We start from the raw sequence: 20,058 nt of genomic DNA, 5'->3' as shown, positions 1-20,058 counted from the left end.
CTTACCGACTTCTGTCCACCGGCAAACCGGGCCGCAGCGTACGGATCAGCCCGAGCACCGGCTCCAGCGAAGCGACGGTCACCGTCGCCCCCGCGTCCCGCAGGAGCTTTTCCTTGTGCTCGTTACGCGCGTAGCCCAGAAACGGAACGCCGGCTTCGTTGGCGGCGAGCAGGTCCGAGGGGGTGTCGCCGATCATCAGGGCGGACGAAGGTGCCGAACCCATCGCGTTCAGGGCCCGGTTGAGGCATTGCGGGTCGGGCTTGAGGCGGCTGAGTTCCTGGGTGCGGCCGTAGATGTGCGGGGCGAAGCAGGACGTGAGGCCGCGGCTCGCCAGATAGGTGCGGACCACTCGGGGGGAGTTGTTGGTGGCGATCGCCAGCCGGGAGCCCACGGCCTGCCAGGTGCGTATCAGCGGGTCCGCGTACGGCGTGGGCATCGCCGACGGGGCGGCCCGCAGCTCCTCCTGCGTGAGACGTTCCTCCAGCTCGTCCACCAGGTCGCTGCCGGGGTGTCTGAGGTCGACGGCCCGCAGGACGATGTGCGGGTCCAGGGCCTTGCGTTCGGCCTCGGTCAGCAGGCCGCGCAGGCCTCGCCCTTCGAGCCAGTCCACCAGGTCGTGCGCCACCTGCTCCGCCGAATGCCCGGCGAAGAGGCGGCAGATGGGGCCGTCGAAGTCCCAGAGCACCACGCGCGCGCGGGTGATCAGTGCCCGCAGTGCCTCGGTCTCGGCTGCCGCCAGTTCAGTCTGCGTCGTATCAGGAGTCACTAGGAGAGTGTCAGGTCCGTCGTGATGGTTTCCCAGAGGGCGTCGAACCACTTCTGCGATTGCTCCACGAACGCGGCGTCCCGCTGACCGGCCCGCTGCTCGAAGGAGAACAGGAGGGACTCGCTGCCGAGGACGTCGTACATGTCGAGGGCTCCGCTGTCGGAGAGCTCCTCGCGGCGCGTGACCATGTAGTACGCCATCAACGCCTCCGTGCCGTTGAGGAGGTACAGCTTCACCGGCGGGGTGAAGGGCAGCGCGCGGAACGTGACCCGGACGTCGATGCCGTGGGAGGAGCGCAGGCTGCGGAGGTTGTGTCTGAGGACGTGGCCCTGGGCGTTGCGCTGATCCAGCCAGCGCTGGTGCACCGGATCGACGTCGTCCGCGCCGGTGCCCTCGACCCGGACGGGGAAGGCCAGCGTGATCTCGCGGGAGGGCAGCAGGATGCGGACGTCGATGGACTCGGGGCGGATGCGGCCCTCGTGGATGAGGCGGATCGGCTCCCCCAGGCCCACCATCAGGGTCTCGGCCGTGAGGCACACCGCGTCCACCCGGACGTGCGGTGGGGCGAACGCCTCGGCCAGCCGCGGGGCCAGCGCCACCATCGTCGGCTGCGGCTCCCCCGGGGAGCGGACCGGCTCGGCGATCCGTGGCGGGCTGCCCTTGCTCACATTGCTGAGGAGGCCGTCCTCCTGGAGGGCGCGCAGAGCCTGGCGGACGGTGCCGCGTTCCACGCCGAACTCCTCGGCGAGTTCGGCCTGGGTGGGCAGGCGGTCTCCCGCCCGCAGGTCGCCGACGCGGATCCGTTCCCGCAGGACGTCGGCGATCTCCTGGGGCGAGAGTCTTCTGCTGCCGTTCACTGCCACGTTCTCCTGAGCCACGACCAAACGCTACAACTGGGATCCATCTGAGGGGAGTTGTTTGAAAGTTGTTTATGACTGGCGACCAAGTGGGGACAACTACATCAGGGTTGGTTGCCAACTTGCCCAAGTTGGCGAAAGTTTTACCTCCCCGCCTTCAACGCCCTCCCCGCCCACCCGGGACACCCGGAACGCCCGAAGGGGGAACCACATGCCCGTTCTCGCCCTCCTCGCCGCCGTGTTCGTCGTCGGTATCGAACAGACCGTCCAGTGGAAGTACGGCGTCGCCGGCGTCATCGGTGTGCTCCTGCTCACCATAGGCATCAAGGCCAAGAGTCCGACCGTCAGCTCCATCGGGGCGGTCATGCTCGCGCTCCTGGTCTCGGGGCCCGCCCTATGACCGACCAGTGCCCTGATCGGCCACTGTGGGAGACCTCAGCTCGTGAGCACCAGCTCCGAACTGATCGTCTCCCACAGTGCGTTGAACCACAGGTGGGACTGCTCGACGAAGGTCGTGTCGCGCAGTCCGGCGCCCTGCTCGAAGGCGAACAGCATCGACTGGGTGCCCTCGGTGTCGTAGGTCTCCAGATGCTCGTGGTCGATCTCCGCGTCGCGACGCGCCAGCGTGTAGTACGCGAAGAGCGACTCCGCGCTGTTGAGCAGGTACAGCTTCACCGGCGGCGTGAAGGGCAGCGCGCGGAAGGAGACGTGCACATCGATGCCGTGGGTGGCGCGCAGGGCCAGCAGGTTGTGCTTCAGCACCTGGCCCTGGGCGTTGCGCTGGGCCAGCCAGCGCTCATGGAGGGGATCGTCGTCGCCGCGGCCCTCGACCGGAACCGGGAAGGCGAGCTCGATGTCACGGCTCGGCAGGAGGACGCGGACGTCGATCTTGGCCGGATTCAATCGCCCGGCATGGATCTGGCGCAGCGGCTCGCCGATGGCGAGCGTGAGGGAGACCGAGGTCAGGCACAGTGCGTCGATCTCGACGTGCTCAGCCGCGAAGGCCGCCGCGATACGGGGTGCGAGGGCCACCGTGGTGGGCAGCGGCAGGGCTGCGGGGCCGGCCGGCGCCCCGTACAGGCCGTTCGATCCAAGGTCAGGGGCGACGGTCGCCGGGCTTCCCTTGGAAACATTGGTCAGCAGACGCTCCGACTGCAGGATGTGCAGCGCCTGCCGTACGACCCCGCGCTCCACCCCGAACTCGTCGGCCAGCTTGGCCTGTGTGGGCATGCGCTGGCCCGGCCGCAGCGCACCGGAGCGAATCCGTGCGCGCAGCTCGTCGGCCACCTCGCGATGTGTTCTGTGTGGCCGCTGTGCCCTCTTCCGCCCATTGACGGCGGCGTGTTCCGGGTCCACAACCAAACACTACAACTTCTCGCCATCTTTGGGCAGTTCGCTGAAAGGTGGTTATGAGCCGCTTCCAAGCGGAGATAAGTACAGAAGAGTTGGTCGCCAACTTGAGCAACATGGTCAAGCTTCCGCAAGGTTGGCCGGAGAGGCGACCGACAGGGACCACCGTCCCGAAGGGGGGACCGCCGTGCCGCTCATCGCCATCGCCATCGCCGCCCTCGCCGTCGGCTTCGAACAGCTCGTCCAGTGGAAGTTGGGCGCGATGGGCATCGTCGCCTTCGTCGCCCTGACCGTCGGCGTCAAAGCCAAGAGCGTCGCGATCGGCGGCATCGGAGCGGTCATCCTCGTGATGCTGCTCGCCCAGTCCGGCTGATCGGGCTCTCTTCCGGAGGGGAGCCGGGAGCCCGGTCGGTCTGCACAGTCACAACTGAACATCGTCAGCACTGAGCACAGCCACAACTGAACACGGGCAACACCAGCACAGCCACAACTCAACAGCTCGCTACGGATAAGCACAGCCACAACTGAACAGCTCGCTACGGATGCACAAGAGCACAAGCACGGCACTGTCGTCGGCCGGAAGGAGGTTTCAGAACATGTCCGGGCACCAAGGCCGCCCGGACGTACGCAGCAGGGCGTCGGCCACGCGGCCGGCGCCCGCTCGTTCTTCCCGCACCCGCCCCAGCGCCGCCAGCCGCACCGCAGACTCGTCGCCCAGCCACAGGGCCGCCAACTCGCTCACGTCCAGCGTGAGTTCGGCGCTCTCGGTGGTCGCCGTACAGGACCCGCCCGCGGTCGAGGCCTCCAGCCGGTACCGCCCGCCGGTCATCCCGTCGCCGTCGACGATCTCCAGCACCAGCGAGCCCTCCCCCGCGTACGTCCGCGCCTCGAGCGCCCGTACGACGTCCAGGATCCGCACCCACAGCCAGTCCGCCTGCGTGGTGATCCTGGCCGCCCGCGGGTTCGGCAGGAAGAAGGGCAGCAGGTCGTCGGGGGACCGCCAGCCGCTCCTGACCGTCGTGACCCAGTCGATCGAGCAGAGGTGGCGCCACAGGGCGCGTTCGGCGGCCGGGGTCGTCGCGATCAGCCAGTCCACGGTCGCCGTGTCCTGCGGCTGCTTGTCGTGCCAGCTGTCGTCCACCCGGTACGCGGCCAGCCCCTCGACCTCGCCGTCCGCCGAGCGGTACAGCGCGTAGAACGGCTCCTTCCACGACGGTTCGAGCCGTACGACACCGGTGTTCATCTGCCACCACATCTCGCCCCGGCTCACCGCGCCCGGCTGTGCGCGGCGCATCCGCTCGTGCAGTTCGGGGCCGAGCTTGCGGACGTCCTCGCCGTCCACGAGGTCGATCCGGCCGCCGTCGTCGGGGGCGCCGGAACGGCGGGGGTCGAGGCCGGTGCGCGGGACGTCGATCGTCCACTCGGTCATCGAGGTGGCGGGGCCGAAGCCGTAGCGGCCGTAGATCGGGTACTCGGCGGCGATCAGGGTGGCGACGACGTCCCCGCGCTCCTTCGCCGCCGCCAGGTCCTTGGCCATCATGCGGGTGAGCAGGCCGCGGCGGCGGTGGGTGGAGGTGACGGTGACGCCGGTGATGGCGTCGGCGGGGACGGCTGCGCCGCCCACGGCGGTGAGCTCCTGGTCGAAGGAGCGGAAGGTGGCGACGCATTTGTCGCCGTCGAAGGCGCCCAGGAAGCGGCCGGGGGTGAACTGGGGGCGGCGGGCTTCGAGTTCGGTGTCGGAGACGAGGGGTTCGCGCAGGAAGCCGGTGTGTACGGCGCGGAGCCACTCTTGGAGCTCGGGTTCGGTGATGGGGCGTACGTCGAGGGCGGGGTGCGGGGGCGTCATGAGGCCACGGTAGGTGTGCGGCGGTGAGGTGTCGCGGGGGTTTTCCTCGCCGGGGGACCCCCACGACGGGCTGACAGCGCACGTCCCTCAGAACGCCGCCCGCACCTCCCCCACCACCCGCCCCCCGCCATACACCGACGCCCGCCCGATCCGCCCCACCACCGGCGCGTCCACACCCATCAAGGCCAGCGCGCGTGCGAGTACCGGGCCCAGGGCTCGCCCCGAGCCGTCGTCCAGCTTGAAGGCCAGTGCGCGACCGTCCGGCAGGGCCACCGCCTGGACCGCCTCCGCACCCATCTTCGACAGGGTGCCCGGGACCTCGCGCATCAGCCAGGTGTCGGGGCGGCGGGTGCCGGCGACGTACTCGGGGTGGGCGCGCATGGCGTCGGCGACCCGGCGTTCGGCGGAACCGGGTTCGGCGAGGACGAAGGAGCGGTAGGCGCGGGCCAGGCCGGTCAGGCTGATGGCCATCAGGGGCGCCCCGCAGCCGTCCGTGCCGACGGCGGCGACCGGCTCGCCCGCCGCTTCCTCCACAACCCTGTGGATGAGCTGCTGGAGTGGATGGCCGGCCGCCAAATACGTCTCCAGCGGCCAGTCCCGCAGGGCGCTGGCCGCGAGCATCGCCGTGTGCTTGCCGGAGCAGTTCATGGTCACCCGGTCGCGGACGGCGCCCGACGCCAGGTAGGTCTCCCGTTCCTCCGCGTCCAGCGGCAGGTCCGGCGGGCACTGGAGCGACTGTGCGCTCAGCCCGTGCTCGTCCAGCATCTTGTGGACCAGGTCGCGGTGGAAGGGCTCCCCCGAGTGGCTCGCGGCGGCCAGCGCCAGCCGCTCGCCCGCGAGGTCGAGGCCCGCCCGCAGCACGCCCGCCGCCTGCATCGGCTTGTTGGAGGAGCGCGGGAAGACCGGTGACGTCACGTCCCCGAGGGCCAGTTCCACCGCCCCGTCGGCGTCCAGCAGGACCAGGCTGCCCCGGTGCCGTCCTTCGACGAACCCGGAGCGGACGATCTCGGCGAGGACGGGCGATATCACAGGAGACACCTCACAGGAGACACTTCACATGAGCAGGTCGTCGATTTGCGCTTCCCCTTCACGGTACCTGCGGGCGATCTCCGCACTGGAGTCGTCGGCCGTGCGCTGGAGCCGCTGCCGGCGCCGGGACACCTGCTGCTCGTACCGCACGAGCCGCCCCATCGCGGTGTTCAACTCCAGGTCGGTGCGCGCCTGGAGGTCGGACAGTTCGACCTCGGCGAGCATCTCGGCGGCCAGCCGCCGGTACTCCTCGTTGCGCGGCGTGCCCAGCGTCACGTGGCGGGCCGAGGAGCGGTGCCGGGCCGGGGCGTCGGTGAGGATCTCCGACAGCCGCTCGACCACGGAGGCCACGGAAGCCCCGGGGGTCCCGGGGGTCCCGGAAGCCCCAGGCGTCACAGAGGCCGCGGTGGCCTCCCCCACGGCCACCACGGACGTAGGCGCGCGCCGCGCCAGTTCGGCCCGCAGGATGTCGATACGGCCCTGCAACAGCCGTCGTACATAACTGAGGTCGGCCTCGTCGCGCTGGGCGTCCCGGCGCACGGTGCGCAGTTCGGGCAGGCTCAGCCGGACCAGGCCGTCCTCGGGTGGGTCAGCGGGCAGCCGCGGGCTGTCCGTGCGCTGCACGGGCGGCCGCTGTGTGCCCAGCTGCCCGGTAATCGGTGTGCTCATGTGCCTCTACCGTCCCCTCGACCGGCGAATGGAAGCATCGTCCCACCCTAAGTGGCCACGAAGTGACCGAGTGACCCCGATCTGCCCCAGATGGGGGGTTAAGGAACAAAAGAAGGCAGGTGCGGAGCACGGCTCGCCGCCGGGCATCATGGTCGTATGCGTGCAGTGGTGCAGAGGGTGGACGGCGCGAGCGTCGTCGTGGACGGCGAGACGGTGGGGGCCTTCGACGGCGAGGGACTATGCGTCCTGGTCGGCGTGACCCACGAGGACACCAAGGAGAAGGCGGCCCAACTCGCCCGCAAACTCTGGTCGATCCGCATGCTCGCCGACGAGCGGTCGTGCAGCGACATCGACGCCCCGCTCCTGGTCATCAGCCAGTTCACCCTTTACGGCGACGCCCGCAAGGGCCGTCGCCCCACCTGGAACGCCGCCGCCCCGGGCGAGGTGGCCGAACCGCTCGTCGACGAGGTGGTCGCCCAACTGCGCTCGCTGGGCGCGACGGTGCAAACGGGCCGCTTCGGCGCGCAGATGCGCGTCTCGCTGACGAACGACGGCCCGTTCACCGTATTGATCGACATGTGACCCCCTCGGCCGCTCCCCCGGTTCCAGGGCGTTGAAAGCACCCTGAAACCGCGCTGAATGCGCCCTGCCGCACTCTCTGCGGCATGACGACAACGACATCGCACTCACTCGCCATCGCGGCCAAAGGGCTGCGGAAGGCCTACGGGGACAAGACGGTCCTCGACGGCATCGACCTGGCGGTGCCGGCCGGCACGGTCTTCTCCCTGCTCGGTCCGAACGGCGCCGGCAAGACCACCGCGGTCAAGATCCTCTCCACCCTCATCACCGCCGACGCCGGCGAGCTGCGCGTCGGCGGCCACGACCTGGCCACCGACGCGCAGGCGGTGCGCGCCGCGATCGGCGTCACCGGGCAGTTCTCCGCCGTCGACGGCCTGATCACCGGCGAGGAGAACATGCTCCTCATGGCGGACCTGCACCACCTCTCCCGCGGCGAGGGCCGCCGCACCGCCGCCGAACTCCTCGAGCGCTTCGACCTGGTGGAGGCATCGAAGAAGCCCGTCTCCACCTACTCCGGCGGCATGAAGCGCCGCCTCGACATCGCCATGACGCTGGTCGGCAACCCCCGGATCATCTTCCTCGACGAGCCGACCACCGGCCTCGACCCGCGCAGCCGCCACAACATGTGGGGGATCATCCGCGAGCTGGTCTCCGGCGGCGTCACCGTCTTCCTCACCACCCAGTACCTGGAGGAGGCCGACGAACTCGCCGACCGCATCGCGGTGCTGAGCGACGGCGAGATCGCCGCCGAGGGCAGTGCCGGCGAGCTGAAGCGGCTCGTCCCGGGCGGGCACGTGCGGCTGCGGTTCTCCGACCCGTCCGCCTACCAGTCCGCCACCGTCGCCCTGCGCGAGGCCACCCGGGACGACGAGGCGCTGTCCCTGAGCATCCCCAGCGACGGCAGCCAGCGCGAGCTGCGCTCCATCCTCGACTGGCTGGACACGGCCGGCATCGAGGCCGACGAGCTGACCGTGCACACCCCCGACCTCGACGACGTGTTCTTCGCCCTCACCGGCACCGGCACCGTCCCCAACCAGCCCAAGGAGTCTGTCCGATGAGCGTCCTCTCCCTCGCCGTCCGCGACTCGAACACGATGCTGCGCCGCAACCTGCTGCACGTACGGCGCTACCCGTCCCTCACCCTGAACCTGCTGCTCACGCCGATCATGCTGCTGCTGCTCTTCGTCTACGTCTTCGGCGGCGTGATGAGCGCGGGCATCGGGGGCGGCGGCGCCGACCGCTCCGACTACATCGCCTATCTCGTCCCGGGCCTCCTGATCATGACCATCGGCTCCACCGTGATCGGGGCCGCGGTCTCCGTCTCCATGGACATGACCGAGGGCCTCATCGCCCGCTTCCGCACGATGGCGGTCTACCGCGGGTCGGTGCTCGTCGGGCACGTCGTCGGCAGCGTGCTGCAGGTGCTCGCCAGCCTGGTGCTCGTCGGTGCCGTCGCCGTGGCCATCGGCTTCCGGTCCACGGACGCCACGGCCCTGGAGTGGCTGGCGGCGTTCGGACTGCTCACGCTGTTCACCCTGGCGCTCACCTGGATCGCGGTCGGGATGGGCATGGCCAGCCCGAACCCCGAGGCGGCCAGCAACATGGCGACGCCGCTGATCCTCCTCCCGCTCATCTCGTCCGCCTTCGTCCCCATCGACGCGATCCCGGGCTGGTTCCAGCCGGTCGCCGAGTACCAGCCCTTCACGCCGGCCATCGAGACCCTGCGCGGCCTGCTGCTCGGCACCGAGATCGGCGACAACTGGTGGATCGCGCTCGCCTGGTGCGTCGGCCTGACCGTGCTCGGCTACCGCTGGTCCATGTCGCTGTTCAACCGCGACCCGAAGTAACCGAGATGATCGCGCGGGCTGCCTCGCGCAGCTCGTCCCGCCCCAGGGCGGCGTACTCCGACACCGCGTCGGCATACGCCGCCCCGTCGGCGTTCCGGGCCGCCCGCCGGGCGCGGTCCGCCGACATCGTCGGCTGGAACTCCCGCAGCACCCGCAGCCGTTCGGCCAGCGCGATCGTCCGTACGGCCGAGGCGTCGCCGGACGCCAGCCCCGCCATGCCGAGCGCGTGCAGCACCGTCCCGAACACCGGGAGCTCCATGGGCGAGCCGGACGGACCGGAGAGCAGGGTCCGCAGCCCCTTCCGCAGTCGGTCGATCGGCTCCGCGACGAGCTCGAGACGGCCGGCGTGCGCGTGCGCCGTCACCGCCACCGACAGGACCTGGAGCACCCACCGGTCGAACAAGGGGTCGCCGCCAGGTATCGAGCCGGCCGCGGGCAGCGGCTGCACGGCGCTGCGCCACAGGCCCAGCCCGACCTCCGTCAGTCCGCGGGCGAGCGCGATCTCGGCACGCCCGAGGAGGTCCATGCTGTAGTCGTCCTGCGTGTTGCTGGCGTCCGCCTGCCGCAGCCAGTACTCGGCCTCGTCGGGGTCGCCGCGCTGGAGGCAGGCGAGGACGAGGCCCCAGCGGACGCCGATGAGGTCGTGCTCGCCGCCGAGCCGCGGCATCGCCTCGAGCGCCGCCTTGAGGTGCCCGTACGCCTCCTCGCCCTGCTCCGTCTGCAAGCACAGCTCGCTCAGCCGGGCATGGCCCAGGACCCGCAGGAAGGGGTTGTCGACCGGCGCCAGTTCGGCGGTGATCCGGCGAGCCGAGGCGAGTGCGCGGTCGATGTCGTGCTCGTACTCCCAGATGTAGGTCGCGACGGACTCGGCGACGCCGGCGAGCAGCGGCTGCTCGCTGTCGCAGAGCCCCCGCAGCACGTCGTAGTCGGGAGGCAGCATCTCGGGGACCGCGCTCAGCACGGTCGCGATGGCCCGCACCAGGGTGTCCGGCGGGGCCGGGGGCAGCCGCCGGAGGGTGACGAGCTGGCGTACGGCGCTCGGGCCGTAGCCCATGAACAGGCTCGTCGTGCACAACACGGCGGCGGCGCGGGCGACTTCGACGTCTTCGGGCTCGGGGTGGTAGTGCGACAGCGGCGGGCCGGTGTCCGCGGCGAGGGTGGTGAGGCGGGCGTAGCTGGAACCGATGGACCACAGGGCGGCGAGGACGGCGGTGAGGGCGGCGATGGTGGGGTTGTCCGCACGGGCCAGGGCGTGCCGCAGGGCCAGCACGAGGTTGTCCTGCTCGGCCCTGATCCGCTCCGAGTCGGCCAGCGGCTGCGGGCCGAAGAGCCAGTCGTGGTACGCCACCCCGAAGTCCCGCGCCCAGGCGAGGAACCGGCCGACGGCCTCCTCTTCCTCCCCCGCCTCCGCGCACCGGGCCGCGCAGAACTCCCGTACGGTCTCCAGCATCCGGAACCGCACGCCGGCCGGGGTCTCGGCGACGGTGAGCAGCGACTGGCCGGCCAGCTCCTCCAGCAGGAACAGCGCGTCCTCGCCCAGCACCTGCTCCGCCGCCTCGCCCGAGAAGCCGCCGGGGAAGACGGACAGCAGGCGCAGCGCCGCCCTGGCCTCCTCGTCGAGGAGGTTCCAGCTCCACTCCACGACCGCGTGCAGCGTGCGGTGGCGCTCCGGCACGTCCCGTGCCCCGCCGCGCAGCAGCGCGAACCGGTCGCCGAGGCGGCGGGCGATCTCCGGCACCGAAAGCACCCGCACCCGCGCCGCGGCCAGCTCCACGGCGAGCGGCAGCCCGTCGAGATGGCGGCACAGCTCGGCCACCGCGTCCGGCGGCAGCTCCACGCCGGGCCGGGCGGCCCGGGCCCGCTGCGTGAACAGCTCGACCGAGGTGGCGAGACCGAGCTCCGGCAGCGCGTACACCGCCTCCGAGGTGAGGCCCAGCGGGGCCCTGCTGGTGGCGAGCACGCGCAGGTCCTTCGAGGACGAGACCAGGGCCTGTACGAGGCCGGCGGCGCCCCGGATGACCTGCTCGCAGTTGTCCAGCGCCAGCAGAGCGGGCCCGGAGCCGAGCACGCCGAGGATGCCGGACACCGGGTCGGCCGAGGCGAGAGTGCTGACGGCGCCGGGCCGCCCCTCGCCCGCGCCGAGCGCGGAGGCCACCTCGGCGGCCACGTCCTCGTCCGAGGTGACGCCGGCGAGCGGCACGAAGTACACCACGCGCTGCTCGGCCCGGCGGCTGACGGCGTGCCCGAGCCGGGTCTTGCCGAGGCCGCCGGGGCCGACGACGGTGACGGCGCGGGAGTCGCGCAGCAGCCGCTCCACCGCCGCGATGTCCTCGTCCCGGCCAAGGAGCGGGTTCGGCTCGTGCGGCACGCCGTGCCTGACCACGGGCGCCTCGCCGCGCAACAGCTCCCGCTGTACGGCCTTGAGCGCGGCGCCCGGATCCGTGCCGAGCGTCTCGCGCAGCTCACGGCGGTACGCCTCGTACCGCGTCAGCGCGGCGGACGGGCCCGCCGACGCCGCCTCGCCGCGCAGCAGCTCGGCGAGCACCTCCTCGTCGCGCGGATGCTCCGCGGCGGCCACGGCCAGCGGCCCGGCCGCCTCCGCGTGCCGCCCCAGCCGGGCGAGCGCGAGCGCCTGCGCGCGGATGAGCGTGGAGCGGACGGGGGCCCGCTCGGCGCGTAACACGGCGACGGGGTCGTCGCTGTCGCCGCCCCCGTCCGTGGCCCCCTCCCACAGCGCGAGGCCGGCCTCGGCCGCGGCCAGCGATCCCGCATGGTCCCCGGCCCTGGCCCGGTCCGCGCTCGCGGCGGCGTGCAGCAGCAGGGCCGAGCTGTCGACCTGGTCCTCGGCGAGGGTGAGCCGGTATCCGGTCGGCGTACTGGCGATGACGTCGGCGCCCAGCTGCGCCCGCGCCCTGGACACGAGGACCTGCACCGCCTTGGCCGGCCGCTCCGGCAACTCCTCCGGCCACAGCCCCGCCACCAGCCGCTCGGTGCCGCAGCCCGTGCGCAGGTCGCCCGCGAGCAGCGCGAGGAGGCCACGCAGCCGGGGCGCGGTGACCTCCTGTCCGCGATAGGCGACACGCGGCAGCAGGGTCAGGTCGGTGGTCACCCGTGCAGATTAGCTGGAGAACCCCGGCCCCTCACGGCCTCTCAGGCCCTTCACGTGCACGATCTCTCAGGGCTCTACGACGGCTTCCTGGGCGGCGGCCGTGTCCCCGGCCACCAGCCGCGCGTCCATCGGCACGTTCCGCTTCACCAGCGCGAGGGCGACCGGGCCGAGCTCGTGGTGGCGTACGGACGTCGTGATGAAGCCGATCTTGCGGCCGTCGGGGCCCTCGTCCGCGAGGTGGAGCTCCGTGCCGGCCGTCGGCAGGTGGACCTCGCTGCCGTCGAGGTGGAGGAAGACCAGCCGGCGCGGCGGCTTGCCGAGGTTCTGCACCCGGGCGACGGTCTCCTGGCCCCGGTAGCAGCCCTTCTGGAGATGGACGGCGGACCCGATCCAGCCCAGCTCGTGCGGGATCGTACGGTGGTCCGTCTCGAAGCCGAGGCGCGGGCGCTGCTGCTCGACGCGCAGCGCCTCGTACGCGAGGATCCCGGCCGCGGGGCCGGCCTTCCCGGCGTACGACTCCAGGTCCGCGCGGGGCAGGAACAGATCACGGCCGTACGCCGTCTCGCGGACGACGACGCCCTCGGGCACCTCGGCGATCGAACCGGCCGGCAGGTGCACGACCGCGAACTCCTCGGTCCGGTCGGCGACTTCGACCCGGTTGAAGAACTTCATCGACTCCAGGTAGCCGATCAGCGCTTCCTGGGTGCCGGGCTCGACGTGCATCCAGACCGTCTCGCCGTCGTCCACCAGATACAGCGCGTGCTCGATATGGCCGTGCGGGGAGAGGATCAACGCCTCGGTGGCCTGGCCCGCCGGCAGGTCGCTGACGTGCTGGGTGAGGAGCAGGTGCAGCCAGCTCAGCCGGTCGTCGCCGGAGACGGTGACGACTCCGCGGTGCGAGAGGTCGACGAAACCGGCGCCGTCGGCAAGGGCGCGCTGCTCGCGGAACAGGTCGCCGTAGTGAGCGGCGACGCCTTCGTCCACGCCCTCGGCGGGGACGGCGCCGGGAAGGGTCAGCAGAGGGCTTTTCATACGCCTAGCTTACGACTCGGTAGTTGAACTCTTGGCAGGCGAACTGGTGGCAGCCGAACCTGTGGCAGCCGAACCGGTTGCGGACTTCCGCGCACAGTCCCTGCACCGGCCGAAGATCGCGAAGTGCTTCATGTCCGTGTCGAAGCCGAACTCGTCCCGGAGCTTGGCGGTGAACTCCGCGGCCACCGAGATGTCCGCCTCGATCACGTTGGTGCAGTCACGGCAGACGAGGTGGATGTGGTGGTGCCGGTCGGCGAGGTGGTACGTCGGCGCGCCGTGCCCCAGGTGGGCGTGGCTGACCAGCCCGAGCTCCTCCAGGAGCTCCAGGGTCCGGTAGACGGTGGAGATGTTGACCCCCGACGCGGTTTTCCGCACCTCGACGAGGATGTCGTCGGGGGTCGCGTGCTCCAGGGTGTCCACGGCTTCGAGCACAAGCTGCCGCTGCGGAGTCAGCCGGTAGCCGCGCTGCCGCAGATCACTCTTCCAGTCGGTGCTCACCACACTGAAGAGTCTATGACCACTTGGGCAAAGGCCTGCTTGACCTACTTGCTTGACCTACTTGCTTGACCTACTTGAAGAACGCGATGCCGTCGTCCGGCAGGTCCTGCGGGAGGGCCTTGGCCCAGCGCTCGACCTCCTCGGGGGTGACGGCCTTCTTCAGGTGGGCCGACATGTAGGGGCGCAGCTCGATCTCGGAGGTCTGCTTCTCGCCGACCCACATGAGGTCGCTCTTGACGTAGCCGTACAGCCGCTTGCCGCCGCTGTACGGGCCGGAGGCGGCGGTGCGCGCCACGGCGTCCGTGACCAGGTCGATCTGCGGCTTCTGGTGGGCCAGCTCGCCGTACCAGATCTCGACGACGCCGTCGTCGCGGACCATCGTCACCTCGACCTTGCGGTCGGCGTCGATCCGCCAGAAGCCGGACTCGGACTCCAGCGGCCTGACCTTGTTGCCCTCGTTGTCCAGCACCCAGGTGTGGGAGCTGTACTCCAGGAAGTCCCGGCCGTCGTGGGTGAAGGTGACCTCCTGCCCGAAGTTGCACTTCTCGGAGCCGGGGAAGTCGTGCACGCCCGCGCCCGCCCAGCTGCCGAGCAGGAAGGCGAGGGGGACGAGGTCCTTGTGGAGGTCGGACGGGATCTCGATCATCAGCAGCAGTTCCTAGACGGGGGTCAGCGCTGGCCCTGGTACAGCTTCTTCACGGTCAGCCCGGCGAAGGCGAGCACGCCGACGCAGACCAGGATCAGCAGGGCTTCGAAGACGAACTCAAGCACGGAGTGCTCCTCGGACGATCGTGGGACAGCGGTACACAAGAGCCGGGCCCCAGCTTACGCGGCCGGAACCCGGGGCTCGGCGCGAGGTACGTCTCCGGCATCCGCTCCGCGCCGAGACTACGATTCGGACATGGCGAAGAAGCTCGTGATCAAGGTGACGGCGGGGGCGGACGCCCCCGAGCGGTGCTCGCAGGCGTTCACGGTGGCGGCGGTGGGCGTGGCCAGCGGTGTCGACGTCTCCCTGTGGCTGACCGGCGAGTCCGCCTGGTTCGCCCTCCCAGGCCGCGCCGCCGAGTTCGACCTCCCGCACGCCGCCCCGCTCCCCGACCTCCTCGACTCGATCCTGGCGGCCGGCCAGGTCACCCTGTGCACCCAGTGCGCGGCCCGCCGGGACATCACGGAGAAGGACGTCATCGAGGGCGTGCGGATCGCCGGTGCGCAGGTGTTCGTGCAGGAGGCGCTGGGGGACGAGACGCAGGCGCTCGTCTACTGAGACCTACTGCCGCCGCCTCTTCCCGTCCAGCTCGTCCCACCACTCGTCGGACTTCGGGTCGCCGGAGGGGTCGTCCCACCAGCGGTCGTCCGGGCCGCGGCGGTTGGCGACCATCGCGGCGAACGGGGGGATGAGCATGGCCACCACGCACATGCCCACGGCCGCGGGGACCGACCACAGCCGTACGACTCCCCAGGCCAGGACGAACAGCGCGATGCAGGTGCCCATCATCGCGAAGTAGGCGTGCCGTCGGCGGGCGTACATGAGTCCAGGGTAGGACGGCGCACGCCGAAGGGCCGCAACCCCCGGGTCGAACTCCGGAGGTGCGGCCCCTCGCCTGCTCGACCCCGTCGTCAGACGGCGATCGCGACCTCCGCGAGGCCCCCCTGCTGGGCGACGACCGTGCGGTCGGCGGTGGCGCCGGGGACGAGGGCGCGGACGGTCCAGGTGCCCTCGGCCGCGTAGAAGCGGAACTGGCCCGTCGCGGAGGTGGGGACCTCCGCCGTGAACTCGCCGGTCGAGTCCAGCAGACGGACGTAGCCGACCACCGGCTCGCCGTCCTTGGTCACCTGACCCTGGATGGTGGTCTCACCGGGCTTGATCGTCGAGGCGTCCGGGCCGCCGGCCTTCGCTCCACACATGTCGTCTCCTGAAGAGGTCTTGAAAGGTCGGTCGGGTTGCTTACTTGTTGGCGCCGAGCTCGATCGGCACGCCGACGAGGGAGCCGTACTCGGTCCAAGAGCCGTCGTAGTTCTTGACGTTCTCGACACCGAGCAGCTCGTGCAGGACGAACCAGGTCAGGGCCGAGCGCTCACCGATGCGGCAGTAGGCGATGGTGTCCTTGGCCAGGTCCACCTGCTCCTCGGCGTAGAGCTCCTTGAGCTCGTCGTCCGACTTGAAGGTGCCGTCGTCGTTGGCGTTCTTCGACCACGGGATGTTGCGGGCGGACGGGACGTGGCCCGGACGCTGCGACTGCTCCTGCGGGAGGTGCGCGGGGGCCAGCAGCTTGCCGCTGAACTCGTCGGGCGAACGGACGTCGACCAGGTTCTGCGAACCGATCGCGGCGACCACGTCGTCGCGGAAGGCGCGGATCGCGGTGTTCTGCGCCTTGGCCTTGTAGGAGGTCTCCGCGCGCTGCGGCACGTCCTCGACCAGCTCGCGGGCGTCCAGCTCCCACTTCTTGCGGCCGCCGTCGAGCAGCTTGACGTTCTCGTGGCCGTACAGCTTGAAGTACCAGTAGGCGTACGACGCGAACCAGTTGTTGTTGCCGCCGTAGAGGACCACCAGCGTGTCGTTGGCGATGCCCTTCGCCGAGAGGAGCTTCTCGAAGCCCTCCTGGTCGATGAAGTCGCGGCGGACCGGGTCCTGGAGGTCCTTGGTCCAGTCGATGCGGATCGCGTTGCGGATGTGGTTCTTCTCGTAGGCGGACGTGTCCTCGTCCACCTCGACGATGGCGATGCTGGCGTTGTCGAGGTTGGCCTCGACCCAGTCGGCGTCGACCAGGACGTCGCTGCGGCTCATGCTCTTTCTCCTCCGGGGCAGTTGCGGCGGGGCGTGCGAGTGAGAGGGGTGCGCGTTCGGCCGGATCGGCGCGCGCACGTGCGCCCTGGGCAGGGCGGCGGGGGACGCGGAAGCCGAACGCTTCCGCTCAGAAGGTGCGACAGAGCATGGCGGCGACGCGGCACAGGTCTACTGCCCGCCGCTTCGTGAGGTCCGCCTGTCGCTTCATAGGTGACGATCGTAGGGATGGATGGGCGGGCATGTCACCGGCGTGTCGCATGGTGAGATGCGATCGTCCGCGATGTGAGATCAGGCGAACGCCCGGGCCGTGGTCCCGCGGTTCCCGGGCGCGTGTTGCCGTCGTCACATCTACCGGCATCTACGGTACGGACGGCGGCGTCTCGCCTTTCGGACACCCTTCGTCCACCTGGACGCCCGCGGGCACTGCTCGGCGTCGTCCTACCCGGCCAGCTTGACGTCCGAACCCTTCACCGTGATCTCCACACCGTTCTGCGCCGTCCGCACCTTGTCGAGCTGGATCCCGCCGGGCAGTCCGTCGATCTTCTGCTCGAAGTCGGTGACCGTCCGGGCCCGCTCCTCGGCGAGGTCGACATTGCCGAAGGAGGGCATCGTGTCGGCGTGCACCTTCACGGTGTCGCCCTCGGCCGTGACCGTGCTGAGCACATAGACCGGTTCCGGCAGCTTGGTGCCGAACACCGTCGCCTCGACCTCGACCTTGATCTTGCCGTTCCCGCCGTCGGAGAGGCCGATGACCTTGGCGGTGACGCCGGGGGCGACCTGGGTCGGCTCGGACTTGGCGGTCTTGAGCAGTTCGGCGTAGGTGATGGACGCGGTGCCGGTGGCGGTGGCCGCGGTGGCGGAGCTGTAGTCGCCTGAGAACTCGACGCCCTTCATGTCCGCCTTGAGGCCGTCGATCCGGATCGTCCTGCCCTCGATGCCGGTGTCCGCCTCGTAGTCGTTGATGCCGACCTCGACGTCGTTCAGTTCACCGCCGACGACCTGGGTGAGGAAGGGGAAGCCCTTGATGGAGACGTCCGGGGTGGAGGCCAGGTTCTCCGTGGTCTTCAGCTTGTCCGCGACCTCGCCCTCCGCGAAGTTGACCGCGACGCGGTCGGCGACCACGAAGAGGCCGCCGAGGATCACGACGACGATCAGCAGTATTCGCAATGCGCGCATGAAAGGTGCTTCCCCCACGAGGACGGTCCGGGACGACCGGGTGGCCGTCGAGCGCGAGAGTAACCCCCTCCCGGGGCCGGGACGGCAATTTGTCGATCAGCTGTGACAGGAGAGCCGGGCCCCGTGCTGGTACTAACCCAGCGCCCGCCCCAGCACGTACACCGCCGGTGCGGCCGCCGTCAGCGGCAGCGCGACCCCCGCCGTGAAGTGCACGAACCGCGACGGATAGTCGTAGCTCGCCACCCGGTGGCCGATCAGCGCGCACACCGCCGCGCCCGCGCCCAGCAGGGCGCCCTTCGCGCCGAGGCCCGTCGCCCCGCCGACCGCGATGCCCGTGCCCGCCGCGGCGAGCAGGGACACGATCACGGAGGCCGGGGTCGGCAGCGGCAGGGCGCGGGCCAGGACGGCGACCGCCACCGCGGCCGCGCCGACCGTGACCGCGTCCGCCTCGGCCGCGAGGTGCCCGGCCGCGATGATCGACAGCGCCGCGGAGGCGACGGCCGCCATCAGGCCGTACATCCGCTCGTCCGGGTCGGCGTGCGAGCGCAGCTGGAGGACGAGGGAGAGCAGGACCCACACGCCGAGCGTGCCGAGGATCGCGGCAGGCCCGTTGTCCCGGCCGGCCGCGAGGAGCACGGCGTCCGCCACCAGCGCCCCCAGGAACGCCAGCGCGATGCCCTGCCGGGCCGGCCACATGCCGTTCAGCCGGAACCAGCCGGCCGCCGTGACTGCCTGGAGGACGACGAGCGGGACGAGAAGGGCGTACGACCCGATGGCCGCCGTACCGGACAGCAGCAGACCGAGCAGCGCGGTGAGCGCGGCGGGCCGCATCCCGGGTTCGATGATCGGGGAACGGCCCTCCAGCCGGGCCCGCTGGGCGTCGGTGATCCGGGCGTTGCCGGCGACGGTGGCGGGGCCGTAGGTAGGAGCGGCCTTTTCGGCCGCGGGAGCCGCCACGTGGGGGGCCTGCGGCTGCGGGGCCTGCGGCTGCGGGGCCGGGTAGGCGGCCTCGGCCTGGTAGGCGGGGTACGGCGTCTGCGCGGGCGCCTGCTGCGGCAGGTACGCGGTCTCGGCCGCCGGGACCGGCTGTTGCTGCTGCTGCACCTGCGTCTCCCAGGTCTGCCCCTGCCACTGCTGCGTGTACTGCTGAGCGGCCTGCGGATCCTCGTACGCCTGCTGCCAGTACGGGTCGTATCCCTGCTGACCCGGGTGGCCCTGCTGCCCCTGGTGGCCCTGATAAGGGGCCCCGTTCTCGTACGGCTGGTCGGTCATCGTCACCCTCCTGCGAACGGCGGGAGCACCTCGACCGTGCCGCCGTCGGCCAGCCGTACCGTCTCATGTGCGCGGGTGCCCACGGGGTCACCGTCGATGAGGAACGAGCATCGCCGCAGGACGCGCGCGAGTTCGCCGGGGTGCCGCTCGCGCACGTCGTCGAGCGCCTCGGCGAGCGTGGCCGCGTCGCAGGGCTCCTCGGCGATCCCGGCCGCGGCCTTAGCGGCGGCCCAGTAGCGCACTGTGACCTTTGCCATCCGGTTCCTCAATCGACTGAATCAATCGTGTGTACCCGGCCAGGCTAGCCCGCGTGTGCGGCCGCCCAGTCCCCGATGCGGGACAGCAGCTCGTCGGCGGCGGCGTGCTCCGCGTGGCCCATACCGGGCTCCAGCCAGAGTTCGCCGTGGTCACCGGCGGCGGCGGCCAGCATCCGGGGGTGGTCCACCGGAAAGTAGCCGTCGAGTTCGCCGTGCACGATCAGCAAGGGGGTCGGGGCGATCCTCGCCGCCGCCTCCACCGGGGACAGCGGCACCGGGTCCCACTCCTCGTCGTGGATCCGGGTCCGGAATCCGTAGCGGCCCACCAGGCGGCCCGCGGGGCGCGTCACCAGCCAGTGCAGGCGCCGCATAGGGGCCGTACCCCGGTAGTACCAGCGGGCGGGAGCGCTCACCGAGACCACCGCGTCCGGTGCCGCTTCCGTGCGCCCCTCGTGCCTGAGCTCCTGAGCCGGCGCGTTCACGCCGTACAGCGCGGCGTGCCGCAGCGCGACCGAGCCGCCCATGGAGAAGCCGACGGTGACCACGCGCGTGTGCCCGAGCTCACGTGCCCAGGACACCGCGGCGGCGAGATCGAGCACCTCGCGGTCGCCGACGGTGGAGCGCCCGCCGGAGGCCCCGTGACCTCGGAAAGAGAACGTGACCACCGCCCCGTGCCGCGTGAACTCCCGCACCACCCGCCGGACATGCGGGCGGTCCACATCGCCGGTGAAACCATGGGCGATTACGAACACCAGGTCAACGGCAGGTGGCCCCGAGGCGTCGTATACGACGTCACTCGGGTCGTATACGGAATCGATCGTCACACCATCGGTGGTGTGCAGAAACGTCCGTATAGGGGTATGTCTGCTCGTCTCAGAGTGCGGACGAACGGTTGATCGCGCCACATGACCTGCCGCATCAGTGCTCATGTGGGCTATTCTGCTCGGCAGAGGACTCGGGCAGCGTGGCCCCCGAGTCCTTTTGTGC

General features: G+C 70.9%; 23 protein-coding genes. 6 read left to right on the top strand and 17 right to left on the bottom strand.

The window, feature by feature from the left end; all coding sequences use genetic code 11:
* Position 1: 1 nt before the first annotated feature.
* Positions 2-766 (bottom strand): HAD family hydrolase, encoded by a 765-nt coding sequence (locus tag AB0I77_RS49045; RefSeq protein WP_363289484.1) that lies wholly within the window; start codon positions 764-766, stop codon positions 2-4.
* Positions 766-1,650, bottom strand: coding sequence for a winged helix-turn-helix domain-containing protein (locus AB0I77_RS49040; RefSeq protein ID WP_363289483.1), 885 nt, complete (start codon positions 1,648-1,650; stop codon positions 766-768). The genes AB0I77_RS49045 and AB0I77_RS49040 overlap by 1 nt, the downstream gene beginning before the upstream one ends.
* A 184-nt stretch (positions 1,651-1,834) precedes the next feature.
* Here AB0I77_RS49040 and AB0I77_RS49035 point away from each other — a divergent pair, with 184 nt between their 5' ends.
* Entirely contained in the window at positions 1,835-2,023 is a 189-nt protein-coding gene (locus tag AB0I77_RS49035) for a hypothetical protein (RefSeq protein WP_363289482.1), read from the top strand.
* 35 nt (positions 2,024-2,058) lie between these two features.
* Here the strand turns inward: AB0I77_RS49035 and AB0I77_RS49030 are convergent, their stop codons facing one another.
* On the bottom strand, positions 2,059-2,985 hold the full coding sequence (locus AB0I77_RS49030; protein WP_363289481.1) for a GntR family transcriptional regulator: 927 nt from the start codon (positions 2,983-2,985) through the stop codon (positions 2,059-2,061).
* A gap of 175 nt (positions 2,986-3,160) precedes the next feature.
* On the opposite strand from AB0I77_RS49030, the gene AB0I77_RS49025 reads away from it, so the two are divergent.
* A complete protein-coding gene (locus AB0I77_RS49025; RefSeq protein ID WP_363289480.1) occupies positions 3,161-3,346 on the top strand; it encodes a hypothetical protein in 186 nt (61 codons plus the stop codon).
* A 216-nt stretch (positions 3,347-3,562) separates the two neighbouring features.
* Here AB0I77_RS49025 and AB0I77_RS49020 read toward each other — a convergent pair whose 3' ends face one another.
* The 3 genes from AB0I77_RS49020 to AB0I77_RS49010 all read right to left on the bottom strand — a co-directional run bounded on the left by AB0I77_RS49020 (position 3,563) and on the right by AB0I77_RS49010 (position 6,517).
* Positions 3,563-4,819 carry a GNAT family N-acetyltransferase gene (locus AB0I77_RS49020; protein ID WP_363289479.1) on the bottom strand — a complete coding sequence of 419 codons (1,257 nt, stop codon included), beginning with the start codon at positions 4,817-4,819 and terminating at the stop codon, positions 3,563-3,565.
* Between the two features lie 87 nt (positions 4,820-4,906).
* Positions 4,907-5,857: an asparaginase gene (locus AB0I77_RS49015; protein WP_363289478.1), complete on the bottom strand. Its 951-nt coding sequence runs from the start codon at positions 5,855-5,857 to the stop codon at positions 4,907-4,909.
* Positions 5,858-5,872: 15 nt separating this feature from the next.
* Positions 5,873-6,517 (bottom strand): aerial mycelium formation protein, encoded by a 645-nt coding sequence (locus AB0I77_RS49010; protein WP_363289477.1) that lies wholly within the window; start codon positions 6,515-6,517, stop codon positions 5,873-5,875.
* 156 nt (positions 6,518-6,673) lie between these two features.
* On the opposite strand from AB0I77_RS49010, the gene dtd reads away from it, so the two are divergent.
* The 3 genes from dtd to AB0I77_RS48995 all read left to right on the top strand — a co-directional run bounded on the left by dtd (position 6,674) and on the right by AB0I77_RS48995 (position 8,942).
* Positions 6,674-7,099 (top strand): D-aminoacyl-tRNA deacylase, encoded by a 426-nt coding sequence (dtd, locus tag AB0I77_RS49005; RefSeq protein ID WP_363289476.1) that lies wholly within the window; start codon positions 6,674-6,676, stop codon positions 7,097-7,099.
* Between the two features lie 83 nt (positions 7,100-7,182).
* Positions 7,183-8,154, top strand: a complete 972-nt coding sequence (locus AB0I77_RS49000) for an ATP-binding cassette domain-containing protein (RefSeq protein WP_363289475.1) — start codon at positions 7,183-7,185, stop codon at positions 8,152-8,154.
* Entirely contained in the window at positions 8,151-8,942 is a 792-nt protein-coding gene (locus AB0I77_RS48995) for an ABC transporter permease (protein ID WP_363289474.1), read from the top strand. The genes AB0I77_RS49000 and AB0I77_RS48995 overlap by 4 nt, the downstream gene beginning before the upstream one ends.
* Here the strand turns inward: AB0I77_RS48995 and AB0I77_RS48990 are convergent.
* The 4 genes from AB0I77_RS48990 to AB0I77_RS48975 form a co-directional block, all read right to left on the bottom strand.
* Positions 8,923-12,051 carry a BTAD domain-containing putative transcriptional regulator gene (locus AB0I77_RS48990; protein ID WP_363289473.1) on the bottom strand — a complete coding sequence of 1,043 codons (3,129 nt, stop codon included), beginning with the start codon at positions 12,049-12,051 and terminating at the stop codon, positions 8,923-8,925. The two genes, AB0I77_RS48995 and AB0I77_RS48990, sit on opposite strands and share 20 nt — an antisense overlap.
* Positions 12,052-12,117: 66 nt before the next feature.
* Complete coding sequence (locus AB0I77_RS48985; RefSeq protein WP_363289472.1) at positions 12,118-13,083, bottom strand: folate-binding protein; 966 nt, start codon at positions 13,081-13,083, stop codon at positions 12,118-12,120.
* Positions 13,084-13,092: 9 nt separating this feature from the next.
* The gene (locus tag AB0I77_RS48980) at positions 13,093-13,584 is read right to left on the bottom strand and encodes a Fur family transcriptional regulator (RefSeq protein ID WP_363289471.1); all 492 of its coding nucleotides are present in this window, start codon (positions 13,582-13,584) and stop codon (positions 13,093-13,095) included.
* A gap of 67 nt (positions 13,585-13,651) precedes the next feature.
* Entirely contained in the window at positions 13,652-14,227 is a 576-nt protein-coding gene (locus tag AB0I77_RS48975) for an FABP family protein (RefSeq protein ID WP_363289470.1), read from the bottom strand.
* A gap of 255 nt (positions 14,228-14,482) precedes the next feature.
* Here AB0I77_RS48975 and AB0I77_RS48970 point away from each other — a divergent pair, with 255 nt between their 5' ends.
* Positions 14,483-14,845 carry a DsrE family protein gene (locus AB0I77_RS48970; protein WP_363289469.1) on the top strand — a complete coding sequence of 121 codons (363 nt, stop codon included), beginning with the start codon at positions 14,483-14,485 and terminating at the stop codon, positions 14,843-14,845.
* A 3-nt stretch (positions 14,846-14,848) separates the two neighbouring features.
* Here AB0I77_RS48970 and AB0I77_RS48965 read toward each other — a convergent pair whose 3' ends face one another.
* The 7 genes from AB0I77_RS48965 to AB0I77_RS48935 all read right to left on the bottom strand — a co-directional run bounded on the left by AB0I77_RS48965 (position 14,849) and on the right by AB0I77_RS48935 (position 20,000).
* Positions 14,849-15,109: a DUF3099 domain-containing protein gene (locus AB0I77_RS48965; protein WP_363289468.1), complete on the bottom strand. Its 261-nt coding sequence runs from the start codon at positions 15,107-15,109 to the stop codon at positions 14,849-14,851.
* Between the two features lie 89 nt (positions 15,110-15,198).
* Positions 15,199-15,486 carry a DUF1416 domain-containing protein gene (locus tag AB0I77_RS48960; RefSeq protein ID WP_003991226.1) on the bottom strand — a complete coding sequence of 96 codons (288 nt, stop codon included), beginning with the start codon at positions 15,484-15,486 and terminating at the stop codon, positions 15,199-15,201.
* 40 nt (positions 15,487-15,526) lie between these two features.
* A complete protein-coding gene (locus tag AB0I77_RS48955) occupies positions 15,527-16,366 on the bottom strand; it encodes a sulfurtransferase (protein ID WP_363289467.1) in 840 nt (279 codons plus the stop codon).
* 438 nt (positions 16,367-16,804) lie between these two features.
* Entirely contained in the window at positions 16,805-17,542 is a 738-nt protein-coding gene (locus tag AB0I77_RS48950) for a DUF2993 domain-containing protein (RefSeq protein ID WP_363289466.1), read from the bottom strand.
* Between the two features lie 132 nt (positions 17,543-17,674).
* Positions 17,675-18,814, bottom strand: coding sequence for a hypothetical protein (locus AB0I77_RS48945; protein ID WP_363289465.1), 1,140 nt, complete (start codon positions 18,812-18,814; stop codon positions 17,675-17,677).
* A gap of 2 nt (positions 18,815-18,816) precedes the next feature.
* The gene (locus tag AB0I77_RS48940; RefSeq protein ID WP_363289464.1) at positions 18,817-19,071 is read right to left on the bottom strand and encodes a MoaD/ThiS family protein; all 255 of its coding nucleotides are present in this window, start codon (positions 19,069-19,071) and stop codon (positions 18,817-18,819) included.
* Positions 19,072-19,115: 44 nt separating this feature from the next.
* Positions 19,116-20,000, bottom strand: coding sequence for an alpha/beta fold hydrolase (locus AB0I77_RS48935; protein WP_363289463.1), 885 nt, complete (start codon positions 19,998-20,000; stop codon positions 19,116-19,118).
* Positions 20,001-20,058: the final 58 nt, after the last annotated feature.

The sequence above is a fragment of the Streptomyces sp. NPDC050619 genome (assembly GCF_040654815.1).
Classification (GTDB): Bacteria; Actinomycetota; Actinomycetes; order Streptomycetales; family Streptomycetaceae; genus Streptomyces.
Note: the sequence above shows the minus strand (reverse complement) of the source record. Positions and strands in the feature narration are given on the sequence as shown.